The organism is Pseudomonas sp. FSL W5-0299 (assembly GCF_005930655.1).
Taxonomy (GTDB): Bacteria; Pseudomonadota; Gammaproteobacteria; order Pseudomonadales; family Pseudomonadaceae; genus Aquipseudomonas; species Aquipseudomonas mandelii.
Genome location: NZ_RXHX01000001.1, coordinates 446,397 through 460,020 on the forward strand (window position 1 = coordinate 446,397; position 13,624 = coordinate 460,020).

Genomic DNA, 13,624 nt, shown 5'->3' on the forward strand with positions numbered 1-13,624 from the left:
TGCCGCTGCGTCATTGCGATTTCCGGACCCGCAGGTACCACTCGGACAGCAGTCGTACCTGTTTGTCGGTGTAGCCCCGCTCGACCATCCGTGTGACGAAGTCGTTGTGCTTCTGCTGGTCCTCTTTGCTGGCCTTGGCATTGAAGCTGATGACAGGCAGGAGGTCCTCGGTGTTGGAGAACATTTTCTTCTCGATAACCACCCGCAGTTTTTCGTAGCTGAGCCAGGTCGGGTTCTTGCCATTGTTGTTGGCCCGGGCGCGCAAGACGAAGTTGACGATTTCGTTGCGGAAATCCTTCGGATTGCTGATGCCGGCCGGTTTTTCTATTTTCTCAAGCTCTTCGTTCAGCGCGACGCGGTTGAGGATTTCGCCGGTTTCCGGATCTCGGTATTCCTGGTCCTGGATCCAGAAGTCTGCGTACAGCACGTAGCGATCGAAGATGTTCTGGCCGTACTCGCTGTAAGACTCGAGGTAGGCAGTCTGGATCTCCTTGCCGATGAATTCGATATAACGCGGTGCCAGGTACTCCTTGAGGAAGCGCAGATAGCGTTCACGGGTCTCGGCCTGGAATTGTTCCTGTTCGATCTGTTGTTCCAGCACATAGAGCAAATGCACCGGGTTGGCGGCGATTTCGTGCGGATCAAAGTTGAAGACCTTGGACAGGATCTTGAACGCAAACCGGGTCGACAGACCGTTCATGCCTTCGTCGACACCGGCGTTGTCGCGGTATTCCTGGATCGACTTGGCTTTCGGATCCGTGTCTTTGAGGTTCTCGCCGTCATACACGCGCATCTTGGAATAGATGTTGGAGTTTTCCGGCTCCTTGAGGCGTGAGAGCACGGTGAACTGGGCGAGCATTTTCAGGGTGTCGGGTGCGCAATGGGCCTTGGCCAGAGAGCTGTTGAACAGAAGCTTGTCGTAGATCTTCACCTCGTCGCTGACCCGCAGGCAATACGGCACTTTGACGATATAGATCCGGTCGATGAAGGCTTCGTTGTTCTTGTTGTTGCGGAAGGTGTGCCATTCCGATTCGTTGGAGTGAGCCAGCAGGATCCCGGTAAACGGAATCGCCCCGAGGCCTTCGGTACTGTTGTAGTTGCCTTCCTGGGTGGCGGTCAGCAATGGGTGCAGCACCTTGATTGGCGCCTTGAACATTTCGACGAATTCCATCAGGCCCTGGTTGGCCCGGCACAGCGCGCCTGAATAGCTGTAGGCATCAGCGTCGTTCTGTGGGTATTCCTCCAGTTTGCGGATGTCGACCTTGCCCACCAGCGCCGAGATGTCCTGGTTGTTTTCATCGCCCGGTTCGGTTTTGGCCACCGCGATCTGGTTGAGGATCGACGGATAGAGTTTCACCACGCGGAACTGGCTGATGTCGCCGCCGAATTCGGCCAGGCGCTTGGTGGCCCATGGAGACATGATGGTATTGAGGTAGCGCCGCGGAATGCCGAAGTCTTCTTCGAGGATCGCACCATCTTCAGTGGCGTTGAACAGGCCCAGCGGCGACTCGAATACCGGCGAGCCCTTGATGGCGTAGAAGGGCACTTTCTCGATCAGTTGTTTGAGCTTCTCGGCCAGGGACGATTTACCGCCACCGACGGGGCCGAGCAGATAGAGGATTTGTTTCTTCTCTTCCAGGCCCTGAGCTGCATGGCGGAAATACGACACGATCTGGTCTATGCATTCTTCCATCCCGTGGAAGTCTTCAAAGGCCGGATAGCGGCGGATCACCTTGTTGGAAAAGATTCGCGACAGTCTCGAGTTGGTCGAGGTGTCGAGCAGCTCCGGTTCTCCGATGGCCAGCAATAGACGCTCGGCGGCGGAGGCGTAGGCGCTGCGGTCCTGTTTGCACAGCTCAAGATACTCTTGCAGCGAGAGTTCTTCCTGGCGTGTGGACTCGAAGCGTTGTTGGAAGTGGCTAAAGATACTCATGACGTCACCTCGCTCGATACGTGGAGCCGACGCCGGATCATTCAGTCGATGCTGGCAGCAACCGGATATGCAGTCGCTGTTTACCCCCCAGAACTCTTTCGAAGCTGACGACCTCGAAAGCTACTCCCGATGACCCGCGCGCCGGTGTACCGGCTCTCCCCTGTTTTGGATGGCCTGCGCTTAAGGATAGTTGCTTATTCAGGAGGTAAAGGCGAGATACGTAATTAGTTGTGGCAGACCGTTCGTCTGCCACCGTGCGAGCCCACAGGGGACGGGGCTTGCACGTTACAAAAAAATTATTCGGAAGTGCCTTGCGCCGTTTCCGCAGGATAAGTCGTACGCCACAGCTCAAAACCGCCATCCATGCTGTACACGTCGGAAAAGCCCTGGCTGATCAGGTATGCGGCGGCGCCCTGGCTGGAATTGCCGTGATAGCAGACCACCACGGTCGGTGCGTCCAGATCGGCCGCCTGAATGAAGGCATGCAGGGAATGATTGTCCAGATGCTTCGAGCCGCTGATGTGCAGGGCGGCATAGGTCGCGGGGTCACGGACATCGACCACCACGGCGCCTTGTGCGCGCAGGGCCTGTGCCTGTTCTGGGGGGATACGTTTGAATTCGCTCATGGCGGGCTCCTGTGGCTCGGCTGAAAGCGCAGTCTAGCGCTGGGCGCTGGCTGGCGTTTGTTCGCTAGTTCGTGGGGCGACTGGCGGCGCGGCGGCATGGCCATGCTCGTCGCATTTGCAGGACAGGCGTTCGCCGCTGTCGACGTTCATCATCGTCAGGGCACCGCCCCAGACGCAACCCGTGTCGAGCGCAGAGATGCCCGGTTCGTTGCACTGGCCTTCAAGCGCGGCCCAGTGCCCGAAAATGATTTTCACGCCTTTGGTCTTGCGTTCCTTGTGCTGGAACCAGGGTTTGTAGCCGGGTGGCGCAGTGCCCAGGCCTTCCTTGCTCTTGAGGTCCAGCTTGCCTTCGGCCGTACAGAAACGCATGCGGGTGAAATAGTTGGTGATCACCCGAAGGCGCGTGACGCCTCTGAGGTCGCTGTCCCATTTCGCCGGATCGTTGCCGTACATGCCGTCGAGGTAGGGCGGCAGCAGATTGTCGTCGCGTAGCGCCGTCTCGACCTCGGCGGCGTACTTCAGTGCTTTGCGCAGCGACCATTGCGGGGGAATACCGGCATGCACCAGCGCAACGTTACGTTGTTCGTCGTAATGCATGAGTTTTTGCTGGCGTAGCCATTCCAGCAGCTCGGCGCAATCGGGGGCTTCGATAATTTCGCGTAGGGTATCGGTTTTCTTCAGGCGTTCGATGTTCTTACCGGCGGCCAGCAGGTGCAGGTCATGGTTGCCGAGCACGCACACCAGCGATTCGCGGATGCTGTAGAGAAAACGCAGGGTTTCCAGCGACTGCGGGCCACGGTTGACCAGATCGCCCACCAGCCACAGACGATCCTTTGTCGGGTCGAACGCGACTTTTTTGAGCAGGCATTGCAGGGCTTCAAGGCAGCCTTGAAGGTCACCGACGGCATACGTCGCCATCAGTGCAGGGCTCCGGGCACCGCCAGGCGGAATGGCGCGATAACGGCGTCAAAGTGTTTGCCGTCGTCGGCGATCATTTCATAAGTACCCTGCATCGTACCGACCTTGGAGGTCATGACGGTGCCGCTGCTGTAGGTATGGCTCTTGCCTGGTTCGATCAACGGTTGTTGGCCGACAACGCCCGCACCGCGAACCTCTTCGACATGCCCGTCGCCATCGGTGATGACCCAGTGCCGAGACAGCAGTTTGGCCGGTAGCTCGCCATTGTTGTGCACGGTAATGGTGTAGGCAAAGGCGAAGCGGTTGTGCTCGGGTTGCGATTGTTCTGCCAGATAGCGGGTGACGACGCTGACGTCGACCTGATAACGAGGATCGGACATGCAAGAGGCCTTAAAAGCGAAGCGGGACGCGGGGCGTAGCTGATGGAGCTCAGTCTAGGCCAAGTATCGGGTAGTAAACCAGACATGGGCGCTGGTGTCCTACCCGATAACGCTCGTCGGCTGTCAGTCGACGGCGGGAGTAGCCAGGACTTGTTCGCTGAGCTTGTCGGCAAGGCGCACGAAGGCGGCAAGGTCGAGCTGCTCTGGACGAAGGCTGCCGTCGACGCCGGCTGCCGTGATTTCGTCGTTGCTCAGCAGCAGCTTGAGGGTATTGCGCAGGGTTTTGCGGCGCTGGTTGAAGGCTTCGCGCACAACACGCTCCAGCAGCTTGTGATCCTTGGCCGGGTGCGGCAGCACCGCGTGAGGCACCAGGCGCACGATGGCTGAATCGACTTTCGGTGGCGGATTGAACGCACCGGGGCCAACGTTGAACAGATGCTCAACCCGGCAGTGATACTGAACCATGATCGACAGACGGCCCCAGTCACCGCCACCAGGGCCCGCCGCCATACGCTGGACCACTTCCTTTTGCAGCATGAAGTGCATGTCGCGAATCAGGCTGGCGTTGTGCAGCAAGTGAAAAATCAGCGGCGTAGAGATGTTGTACGGCAGGTTGCCGACGACCCGAAGGCTGCCCGGGGCTGCGTTCAGGCTGTTGAAGTCAAACTTCAGTGCGTCGCCCTGATGCAGATTGAAGTTGCTCTTGCCAGCGAACTGCTGATTGAGGATCGGGATCAGGTCTTTGTCCAGTTCCACCACGTCCAGTTGCGCGCCGCTGCCCAGCAGGCCCTGGGTCAGTGCACCCTGGCCCGGGCCGATTTCCAGCAGGCGGTCCTCAGGCTTGGCGTGGATGGAGCGCAGGATGCGGTCGATAACGCCGGCATCGTGCAGGAAGTTCTGGCCAAAACGCTTGCGCGCCCGGTGTTGGTAATGTTCGGTCATAAACGGGTCTCGGCCATCTGGTAGGCGGTTTCCAGGGCGACTTGCAGGCTGCCGGTGTCGATGTTGCCGCTACCGGCCAGATCCAGGGCAGTGCCGTGGTCGACCGATGTGCGGATGATCGGCAAGCCCAGGGTCACGTTGACTGCCGCGCCGAAGCCTTTGTATTTCAGCACAGGCAGGCCCTGGTCGTGGTACATCGCCAGCACCGCGTCGCAGTGCTCCAGATATTTGGGGGTAAACAGAGTGTCGGCGGGCAGGGGGCCGCGAAGGTCCATGCCCTCGCCGCGCAGGCGCTCTAATGTAGGTTCGATGATGTCGATTTCTTCATGGCCCAGATGTCCGCCTTCACCGGCGTGCGGGTTTAGCCCGCAGACCAGGATGCGTGGCCGGGCGATGCCGAACTTTTGTTGCAGGTCGGTGTACAGAATCCGCGTGACCCGTTCCAGACGCTCCGGGGTGATTGCATCGGCAATCTCCCGAAGGGGCAGGTGAGTGGTGACCAGCGCCACGCGCAAGCCGCGGGTGGCAAGCATCATCACCACTTGTGCGGTATGGGTCAGGTCAGCGAGAAATTCGGTGTGCCCGGAGAAGGCAATGCCCGATTCATTGATCACGCCCTTGTGCACGGGGGCGGTGATCATGCCGGCGAAATGCCCGTCGAGGCAGCCTTGGCCCGCACGGGTCAGGGTTTCCAGAACGAAAGCCGCATTGGCCTTGTCCAGTTGCCCGGCGATGACCGGTGCATTGAGCGGGGTATCCCAGACATACAGGCTGTTGGCGGGTGCCGGGGCATCCGGCCAACTGTCCGGTGTTACCGGCAGCAAATCGACGACCACACCCAGCTGCGCGGCCCGCTCAAGGAGCAGGTCGCGGCTGGTTATGGCAATCAGGGGATGTGGCTGGGCTTGCGAGGCGAGCAGCAGGCACAGGTCAGGACCTATGCCGGCCGGTTCGCCGGGTGTCAGCGCGAAACGCTTGGGTTTCACTGCGCTGCCTGGTCTGCACCAGGGAGTTTGATCTCTACATACGCTTCGTCACGGATCTGACGCAGCCAGGTTTGCAGCTCTTCGTCGTATTTGCGGTTACGCAGTACGGTCATCGCCTGCTGCTCACGGGCCTGGGTCGTGCTGTCGGTGGCGCGGCGGCCAAGGACTTCCAGAACGTGCCAGCCGTATTGAGTCTGGAACGGCTTGGACAGTTGACCTTGCGGGGTCTTGGCCATCACTTCGCGGAACTCGGGCACCAATGCGTTCGGGTCGATCCAGTTCAGGTCGCCACCGTTGAGGGCGGAACCCGGGTCTTCCGAGAAGCTTTTCGCCAGTTCGCCGAAATCTTCGCCCGCTTCGATTCGGGTATAGAGCGATTCAGCCAGGGCTTTGGTTTTTGCTTCGTCACGAATCGGGCTAGGTTTGACCAGGATGTGACGCACGTGCACTTCGTCACGGGTCTGGGTCTCACCGCCACGCTTGTCGAGGATCTTCAGGATGATGAAGCCGCCCGGCGTGCGCATTGGCTGGGTAATATCGCCAACGGTCATGGTGCTCAGCATGCGATCGAACGGAGGTGGCAATTGAGCGGCTTTACGCCAGCCCATATCACCGCCTTCCAGTGCGGTTTCGCTGGCGGATTTGGCGATTGCCAACTGACCGAAGTCAGCGCCTTGCTTGAGTTGCTGGTAAACCGCGTCCGCTTGCTTGGCTGCATTCTGAATCGCATCGGAATTGGCGCTTTCCGGCGTAGGAATCAGGATGTTGGCTAGGCGAAATTCTTCGGACAGCTGCATTTTGCCAAGGTCGGAAGCGAGGAAGTTCTTCACTTCCTGTTCAGACACCTGAATGCGCTCGGCCACACGACGCTGGCGCACACGGCTGATGATCATTTCGCGACGAATCTGGTCCCGTGCGTCCTCATAAGAGAGGCCGTCGCGAGTCAGGGCAGCACGGAACTGATCAATTGACATGTTATTGCGCTGGGCAATGGTGCCGACAGCCTGGTTCAGTTCTTCATCGGTAATGCGGATGCCGGAACGCTCGCCGATCTGCAATTGCAGGTTTTCGACGATCAGACGCTCAAGCACCTGCTGATCCAGCACGCCGGCCGGCGGAACCGCAGAACCGCGTTTGGCGATGGTTTGCTGAACTTCGTGAACACGCTGGTCCAGTTGGCTCTGCATGACCACGTCGTTGTCGACAATGGCCACCACTTTATCGATGGACTGTACCGCGGCGTTGGCCGCAGTACCCAGGAACAGCGCGCCCAGCACTAGCGGGCGCAGACAATCAGAAAGCTTGGTCTTCACGTTCACGATAACCTTGGATGCCTTTGTCGAGGAAGCTCTCTACTTTGGCGCCGGTGAGGCCGCCGAGACCTTTCAGAACGATTTGTAGGAAGACGCCGTGGTCGCCTTTTTCGTTTTCCGGGGCGTTCTGACTGAATTCGTCATAGGAAACCCAGTAACGATTGATCAGGCGCAGTTTCCAGCAGCAGTTGTCGTACTCGAAACCACCGAAGGCTTCCAGGGTACGGTTGCGGTTGTAGTCATACTGCCAGCGACTGATGACGTTCCATTGCGGCACGACCGGCCAGATCACCGAGAAGTCGTGCTGTTGGATTTTGTAGTAGTCCTTCACGTAGTTAGGCTGGCCAGGGGTGCCGTAGTCACCGCCGCCTACCGACCATTTACCGGTGTTCTGGTCGTAACGAACCTGGTCGTTGCGATAGCGATAGCCGGCGTTGATGACCTTGTTCGGGTTGTCTTCAGGCTGGTAGTGGAACATCGCGCTGCCCGAGCGAGGGCTGCGGCTGTCCGGGTCCCAGTTGTAGTCGGCCGTGGTGCGCCAATCGCGGTTCCAGCGGTACTCGTATTCCAGCGCATAAGGCGACACGTTGGAGTGCGCATCGTCGCGGGTCTTTGCATCGATACCCGGCAACTGAACTTCGCGGTCCTTGAAGTACAAGGCCTGGCCGACACTGATGCGTTGACGTTCGAAACCGTTGTCTTCGATCCAGCGGTTGGTTATACCCAGCGAAAGCTTGTTTTCGTCGCCGACGCGGTCGGAACCCGAGAACCGGTTGTCGCGGAACAGCGACGCATAGTTGAAGGTATTTTCCCCGGTGTCGAAGACAGGAATGTCTTCCTGATCCTTCTCCGGGACATAGAGGTAGTACAGGCGCGGCTCAAGCGTCTGGCGATAGTTTTTGCCGAACCATTGGGTGTTGCGATCAAAATACAAGCCGCTGTCGATGCTTGCTATCGGCACGCCACGGCTCTGGTTAGTGCCGAAGGTACCGTTGAGCTTGTCTTGTTCCGCATTCTGCGAAGCAATGTCGGCTTTACCCTTGCTGTCCAAATCCAGTTGGTACTGCGTGTACTGGTATTTCAAGGATGGCTTCAGGAAACCATAGCTGGCATTTATCGGATAGCTGACAACCGGGGCGACATTCAGGCGATCACCGTTTGCGCGAGCCAGCCCGAAAACGTTTGTGTCCAGGCGTGGGGACACATTGCCGTCTTCATCAGTGAAGGAGCCGTTTTCCAAGTCACGATCAAACCGCACGATTTCAGTGTTGTAATTGAAATCCAGTCCGCCCGGGTGATACGGCAGCGCACCATCAAAGGTAATCTGCGGCAAACGGTCATACGGCGTGATGTTCGAAACAGTCGCCAACTGATAAGCCTGAGCGTTCACGCGAGCGGTATAGCTGTCGCCACGGTAAGTGACAGAACCCTGCTGGTTGACGAAATCAGCGCTTTTCACACCAATCTGATCAGTCTGCAGATCCTGGAAGTAATACGGATCGCTGATCTTGGTGTAATCGACCTGTGTGAGAACGCGCGAATCCAGACCACCCTTGTGCTGCCAGTTATACATGTAGCGGTTTTTCTGGTAGTCGGTCTGCTTGCTGCGATCGGTATCTTCGTCGTTGAGGTACGCAGCGCCGAACTGACCTTCGCTGGACGGGGTCAGGTAACGGAACTCGCCTTCCATCAACAGGCCGTGCTTGCTCATGTAGCGCGGGTACAACGTGGCATCGTAGTTCGGTGCCAGGTTGAAGTAATACGGTGTGACCAGCATGAAGCCGGTATCGCTGCCGGTGCCGATAGTCGGCGGCAGGAAGCCGGACTGGCGACGGTCATCGATCGGGAAATAGATGTACGGCGTGTACAGGACAGGAATGTCCTTGACCCGCAGTGTCACGTTGGTCGCGGTACCGAAGCCGGTGGCCGGGTTCAAGGTGATGTTGTTGCCCTTGAGCTGCCAGGCGTTGCTGTTCGGTTCGCACGTGGTGTACGTACCATCCTTGAGGCGGATGATCGCGTTTTCGGCACGTTTGGCGTACAGCGCGTTACCGCGGATACGGGATTTGTGCATCACGTATTCGGCGTTATCGACCTTGGCTTCACCGGTATCGAGCTGCACGTCGGCGTGGTCGCCCACGATCAGTGCGCCGTTGTCGCGAATGCGCACGTTGCCGCTCAGTTCGCCACGGCTCTCGGCCTGGTAAAGATTCGCTTCGTCGGCTTCAACCTGCATGCTGCCCTGGCGCATGACGACGTCACCGGCCAGGGTCGCGACTTGCTCTTCCTGCTTATAGCGGGAGGCTTTGGCGCCGATAAAGGTTGGAGCGTCACTTTTATTCGTCTTGTCATTCATGCCAGGACGAATCGGTTCGATATAGGAACCAGAGCAGTAAGGACCGGTCTCTGCCAGTTGCGCTGCCGTGAGGTTCTCGCGCGGAACCCAGTCGAGGTGACTGTAGTCTGCACTACGCGACTTCAGGCCGCGGCCTTTGGACTCGGTAACCAGCACAGGCTTGGCGCCAGTGTCTTCACTGGTGCCACTTTCGGACGCAGGTTCGCCGGTGGCGGAAACTGCGCTGCCGTCATGGACGGGACGCGGAGGCAATGCCGCCGCTGGCGCTTTTGGCGCACAGTCCCAAGCACCCGAAGCAGAGACTGAGCAGTCATACTGTTCCGCGGCGACCACGAAAGAAGTGGCTAGGGGTTGCAGGGCCAGCAGACTGCCGGTAACCAACAACGGAAATTTTTTACGAAACGCGGGGGATTTCAATGCCATCTTATTAGTCCGGGCTTCCTGCGTGCCATCTGCCCGCGGTGTGGGCCGCACGCCTCTCGATGGTCTGAAAAAGATGCTGGATAATAAAGCATGACCCGCTTGACGGCTAGCGCCGTCGGAGACCCTTGCAATGCCTGACCAAGATGTACGTTTGCAACACCTGAAAGTTTGGCTCGATGAGCAGTTGGCTATCCTCTTTGCAGAACAGGGCTGGGGCGTCGTACCCCCGGCCACATTGACCGCGGCCAGTAGTGACGCGAGTTTTCGGCGCTATTTCCGGTGGGAAGGCGAAGGCAGAAGTTTCGTCGTGATGGACGCGCCACCGCCCCAGGAAAACTGCAAACCCTTCGTGGATATCGCTTTTTTGTTGGCGAAGTCCGGAATAAATGTGCCGAAAATTTATGCCGAAGACCTCGAGCGCGGATTTCTTTTGCTCAATGACCTGGGCAACAAGACTTATCTGGACGTGATTGATAGCGAAAACGCCGACGATTTGTTCAAGGATGCCCTGCAAGCATTGCTGGCTTTCCAGCAATTGCCGATGGTCGCGCCGTTGCCGAGTTACGACGTGGCTTTGCTGCGTCGTGAGCTGGAGTTGTTCCCCGAGTGGTACGTGAAGCGCGAGTTGGGCATCGAATTCGACTCGGCGCAGCAAATGCTCTGGCAGCACGTGACTGAGCTGCTGATCGACAGCGCCCTGGCCCAGCCTAAAGTGCTGGTGCATCGCGACTATATGCCTCGCAACCTGATGCTCAGCGAGCCGAACCCCGGCGTGCTGGATTTCCAGGACGCGGTCTACGGCCCGGTGACCTATGACGTCACTTGCCTGTTCAAGGACGCTTTCCTCAGTTGGCCCGAGGAGCGTGTGCACGCCTGGCTGGAAAATTACTGGCAGCAAGCGGGTGCGCTCGGCATTCCCGTGCAGCCTGATTTCGAAGACTTCCTGCGCGCCAGCGACCTGATGGGCGTGCAGCGTCACCTGAAAGTGATCGGCATTTTCGCCCGCATCTGCCATCGCGACGGCAAGCCGCGCTACCTGGCCGATGTGCCGCGCTTCTTTGCTTATATAGATGCAGTGATCGCCCGCCGTCCTGAGCTGGCCGAGCTGGATGTGTTGCTGCTGAGCCTGCGTGCTGGAGCCCCTGCATGAAGGCGATGATTCTGGCGGCCGGCAAAGGCGAGCGCATGCGCCCGCTGACCCTGACCACACCCAAACCGCTGGTTCGTGCTGGCGGCGTGCCTCTGATCGAGTACCACTTGAAAGCCCTGGCAAACGCCGGGTTTACCGAGATTGTGATCAACCACGCCTGGCTCGGTCAGCAGATCGAAAGCTACTTGGGTGACGGCTCGCAATACGGCCTGCGTATTCAGTACTCAGCGGAAGGGGAGCCACTGGAAACCGGCGGCGGTATCTTCCGCGCATTGCCTCTGCTAGGCGATGAAGCATTCCTGGTGGTCAATGGTGACATCTGGACTGACTACGACTTCAGCGTGCTGCATCAACCCATCGCCGGGTTGGCGCACCTGGTGCTGGCGGACAATCCGGCCCATCACCCGACCGGCGATTTCACGCTGGTCGACGGGCAAGTGCGCGACGGTCAGCCCGACGCCGACACCCTGACCTACAGCGGCATTGCCGTGCTGCATCCGCAACTGTTCGACGGTTGCTCGGCCGGCGCCTTCAAACTGGCGCCGTTGCTGCGCAAAGCGATGGAGGATGGACAGGTTACCGGCGAACGCCTGAGCGGACACTGGGTGGATGTCGGCACGCATGAACGCCTGGCTGAAGTTGAAACCCTGATAGAAGCGAGACGCTGAGATGCTGTGGCCAGGGACTCTGATTGGAGCCGGAGCGGGCTTTGCCATAGCCAGCATTCCGGGGGCCATGCTCGGTGCTTTGCTGGGACAGGCGCTGGATCGGCGCTTGCACCTGCAAAGCTGGGGGCATTTGCGTGAAAAGCTCGGCGGTCGTCCGATGCTGCGCAACGATGAACTGTTGTTCGTGTTGCTGGGACGGTTGGCCAAGAGCGATGGACGCGTGGTGGATGGTCACATCCAGCAGGCTCGCCAGGAAATGCGTGCGCTGGAAATGACCGAATCGGCGCAGCGTCGTGCCATTGCCGCGTTCAATCGCGGCAAGTCGGGCCGTGACCGGTTGCGCGGGTATCTGCGGCGCTTGAGTGCTCAGCCCCACGCCGCGGAAGGCGTATTGCGCGCCTGTTGGCGCATGGTTTGGGCCGATGGGCGTGCGGGGAACAATGAACGTGAATTGCTGGCCCTGTGGGGCAAGTGGCTGGGCTGGACGCCGCAACAAGTACTGGCGTTGGCGGCTGACTACGATCAGCACAAGCGCCCGCAGGTCAGCAGCACCCTGACTTATCAGGATGCCTTGCAGCTGTTGGGGGTGTCGGCGACCAGCGAGCCAGCGCAGATCAAGCGTGCCTATCGACGCCTGCTCAGTCGCCATCATCCGGACAAGATTGCCGGCAGCGGTGCGACGGCGTTGCAGGTGCGTGAGGCGACGGACAAGACTCGCGAACTGCATACGGCTTATACGTTGATTCGTGAGCGGCGGGATTTTCGGTAGCTGGAAAGATTCGTGTCGCCAGGGATACCGTCTTCGCAGGCAAGCCTCGCTCCTACAGGTTTCGCGTCATACAACACAGAACCTGTAAGAGCTAGGCTTGCTCGCGATGGGGGCGACGCGGTCTTTCAGTCCGCCGCCTTCTGCGGATTCAACCACCCGCGCACCCGGCGCACCAGTTGCTCTTGCTCGGCCTTGGCGTCACCGGGCAACGCCTTGAGCGACACCTGGCTGAACGCTGAAGACTTCAAGCGCTTGCTGGCCTGCATCCGTGCCAGTGCTGCGTTGCGATCCAGCGGCTTATCCATGTAGAAGATATCTGCCGTCGGCAGCTTCAGTGTCGGCGTCAGTTCGACCAGTTCGGGTTTCGCCGCGGCAGGCGTCTGTGCCGCGACCATCACAAATTTTTCCACTTGCGACGGCTGCTTCTCGCTCAAATAACGCGCGGCCCAATAAGCGCCTGTGCCATGGCCCAACACCACGATGCTGCGAGCGCTTTGCTGTTCGGCATACGCAATGGCCGCATCAATTCGAGCAAAGATGCGTTCGGCGGCGGCCTTTGACTGTTCCTCAGTGGTTTCGGCGATGGCCTTGTCGGCTACTTCCGCTTCACCACCTGCCGCTTGCTCGATGGGAGCGGCCGTGGTCGAGTCCTTGCTGCCGGTTTCCGGCGCCTTGAGCGTTGGCGGCATTTCCATGACGCGTGGCGCAATGGCGTCGCTTTGCACGTCCGGCAAGGTGATACTCAGGCTGCTCCACTTCGCGTCGGGCAATTTGTTACGCAACGGGCTGATTGCTTGCGGCCAGTCAACGGTTTCACCTGCGCCTGGGATGATAATCACCGCGCCTTTGGGCTCGGCGGTGTTGGCCGGTTTCCACAGCGCAAGGAAGGTGTCGGCGCCGGCTTGCAGCTGTTGCTGTTCCTGCGCGGGGATTTTTCGCTCAAGTGCTGTCGTTTCTTCCTGACTACGCTCAAGCAGTGGCTGGCGTTCGACCGGTTTTTCTTCTGCGGGTTTTTCCGCAGCGGCAGGTGCCGGGTCGGCGGCCTCGACGGAAAAGGCGCAAGGCAGGATCAGCGACAGGCACAATGCTGGCAATGCCAGGCGGTAGACAGGGGGCATCGGATATTCCAGGCCAGAAGTTATTCCGGCAGCCTAATGGGT

Annotated in this window: 12 protein-coding genes; 3 read left to right on the forward strand and 9 right to left on the reverse strand. The window is 59.1% G+C overall.

The genetic code is table 11. The features are described from left to right. Positions 1–10: 10 nt before the first annotated feature. From FHL16_RS02145 to FHL16_RS02180, 8 genes are all read right to left on the reverse strand, one after another. A complete protein-coding gene (locus FHL16_RS02145) occupies positions 11–1,933 on the reverse strand; it encodes a PrkA family serine protein kinase (RefSeq protein WP_010467160.1) in 1,923 nt (640 codons plus the stop codon). 296 nt (positions 1,934–2,229) lie between these two features. Further along, complete coding sequence (glpE, locus tag FHL16_RS02150) at positions 2,230–2,559, reverse strand: thiosulfate sulfurtransferase GlpE (RefSeq protein ID WP_077747310.1); 330 nt, start codon at positions 2,557–2,559, stop codon at positions 2,230–2,232. A 33-nt stretch (positions 2,560–2,592) separates the two neighbouring features. Continuing rightward, entirely contained in the window at positions 2,593–3,477 is an 885-nt protein-coding gene (locus FHL16_RS02155; protein WP_077747311.1) for a symmetrical bis(5'-nucleosyl)-tetraphosphatase, read from the reverse strand. Then, entirely contained in the window at positions 3,477–3,857 is a 381-nt protein-coding gene (gene apaG, locus FHL16_RS02160; protein WP_010467163.1) for a Co2+/Mg2+ efflux protein ApaG, read from the reverse strand. The genes FHL16_RS02155 and apaG overlap by 1 nt, the downstream gene beginning before the upstream one ends. A 123-nt stretch (positions 3,858–3,980) precedes the next feature. After that, the gene (gene rsmA, locus FHL16_RS02165; protein WP_010467164.1) at positions 3,981–4,799 is read right to left on the reverse strand and encodes a 16S rRNA (adenine(1518)-N(6)/adenine(1519)-N(6))-dimethyltransferase RsmA; all 819 of its coding nucleotides are present in this window, start codon (positions 4,797–4,799) and stop codon (positions 3,981–3,983) included. Further along, positions 4,796–5,785 carry a 4-hydroxythreonine-4-phosphate dehydrogenase PdxA gene (gene pdxA, locus FHL16_RS02170; RefSeq protein ID WP_077747312.1) on the reverse strand — a complete coding sequence of 330 codons (990 nt, stop codon included), beginning with the start codon at positions 5,783–5,785 and terminating at the stop codon, positions 4,796–4,798. The genes rsmA and pdxA overlap by 4 nt, the downstream gene beginning before the upstream one ends. Further along, positions 5,782–7,098 carry a peptidylprolyl isomerase SurA gene (surA, locus tag FHL16_RS02175; RefSeq protein ID WP_010467166.1) on the reverse strand — a complete coding sequence of 439 codons (1,317 nt, stop codon included), beginning with the start codon at positions 7,096–7,098 and terminating at the stop codon, positions 5,782–5,784. Before surA ends, pdxA begins: the two co-directional genes overlap by 4 nt. Further along, positions 7,079–9,877 carry an LPS-assembly protein LptD gene (locus tag FHL16_RS02180; protein WP_077747313.1) on the reverse strand — a complete coding sequence of 933 codons (2,799 nt, stop codon included), beginning with the start codon at positions 9,875–9,877 and terminating at the stop codon, positions 7,079–7,081. Before FHL16_RS02180 ends, surA begins: the two co-directional genes overlap by 20 nt. A 130-nt stretch (positions 9,878–10,007) precedes the next feature. On the opposite strand from FHL16_RS02180, the gene FHL16_RS02185 reads away from it, so the two are divergent. Genes FHL16_RS02185 through FHL16_RS02195 form a run of 3 tightly spaced genes read left to right on the forward strand, consistent with a single transcriptional unit; the run spans position 10,008 to position 12,464 of the window. Next, positions 10,008–11,027 (forward strand): aminoglycoside phosphotransferase family protein, encoded by a 1,020-nt coding sequence (locus FHL16_RS02185; protein ID WP_077747314.1) that lies wholly within the window; start codon positions 10,008–10,010, stop codon positions 11,025–11,027. Further along, positions 11,024–11,695: an N-acetylmuramate alpha-1-phosphate uridylyltransferase MurU gene (murU, locus tag FHL16_RS02190; protein WP_077747315.1), complete on the forward strand. Its 672-nt coding sequence runs from the start codon at positions 11,024–11,026 to the stop codon at positions 11,693–11,695. The genes FHL16_RS02185 and murU overlap by 4 nt, the downstream gene beginning before the upstream one ends. 1 nt (position 11,696) lies before the next feature. Further along, positions 11,697–12,464 (forward strand): TerB family tellurite resistance protein, encoded by a 768-nt coding sequence (locus FHL16_RS02195; protein WP_077747316.1) that lies wholly within the window; start codon positions 11,697–11,699, stop codon positions 12,462–12,464. Positions 12,465–12,589: 125 nt separating this feature from the next. On the opposite strand, the gene FHL16_RS02200 is transcribed toward FHL16_RS02195, so the two are convergent. Then, positions 12,590–13,582 carry an alpha/beta hydrolase family protein gene (locus FHL16_RS02200; protein WP_077747317.1) on the reverse strand — a complete coding sequence of 331 codons (993 nt, stop codon included), beginning with the start codon at positions 13,580–13,582 and terminating at the stop codon, positions 12,590–12,592. Between the last annotated feature and the right edge of the window lie 42 nt (positions 13,583–13,624).

Coding starts and splice junctions, on each gene's coding strand:
- FHL16_RS02195 (WP_077747316.1), top strand. CDS start 11,697: ATGCTGTGGCCAGGGACTCTGATTGGAGCCGGAGCGGGCTTTGCCATA.
- FHL16_RS02200 (WP_077747317.1), bottom strand. CDS start 13,582: ATGCCCCCTGTCTACCGCCTGGCATTGCCAGCATTGTGCCTGTCGCTG.
- FHL16_RS02155 (WP_077747311.1), bottom strand. CDS start 3,477: ATGGCGACGTATGCCGTCGGTGACCTTCAAGGCTGCCTTGAAGCCCTG.
- glpE (WP_077747310.1), bottom strand. CDS start 2,559: ATGAGCGAATTCAAACGTATCCCCCCAGAACAGGCACAGGCCCTGCGC.
- apaG (WP_010467163.1), bottom strand. CDS start 3,857: ATGTCCGATCCTCGTTATCAGGTCGACGTCAGCGTCGTCACCCGCTAT.
- FHL16_RS02145 (WP_010467160.1), bottom strand. CDS start 1,933: ATGAGTATCTTTAGCCACTTCCAACAACGCTTCGAGTCCACACGCCAG.
- murU (WP_077747315.1), top strand. CDS start 11,024: ATGAAGGCGATGATTCTGGCGGCCGGCAAAGGCGAGCGCATGCGCCCG.
- FHL16_RS02180 (WP_077747313.1), bottom strand. CDS start 9,877: ATGGCATTGAAATCCCCCGCGTTTCGTAAAAAATTTCCGTTGTTGGTT.
- rsmA (WP_010467164.1), bottom strand. CDS start 4,799: ATGACCGAACATTACCAACACCGGGCGCGCAAGCGTTTTGGCCAGAAC.
- FHL16_RS02185 (WP_077747314.1), top strand. CDS start 10,008: ATGCCTGACCAAGATGTACGTTTGCAACACCTGAAAGTTTGGCTCGAT.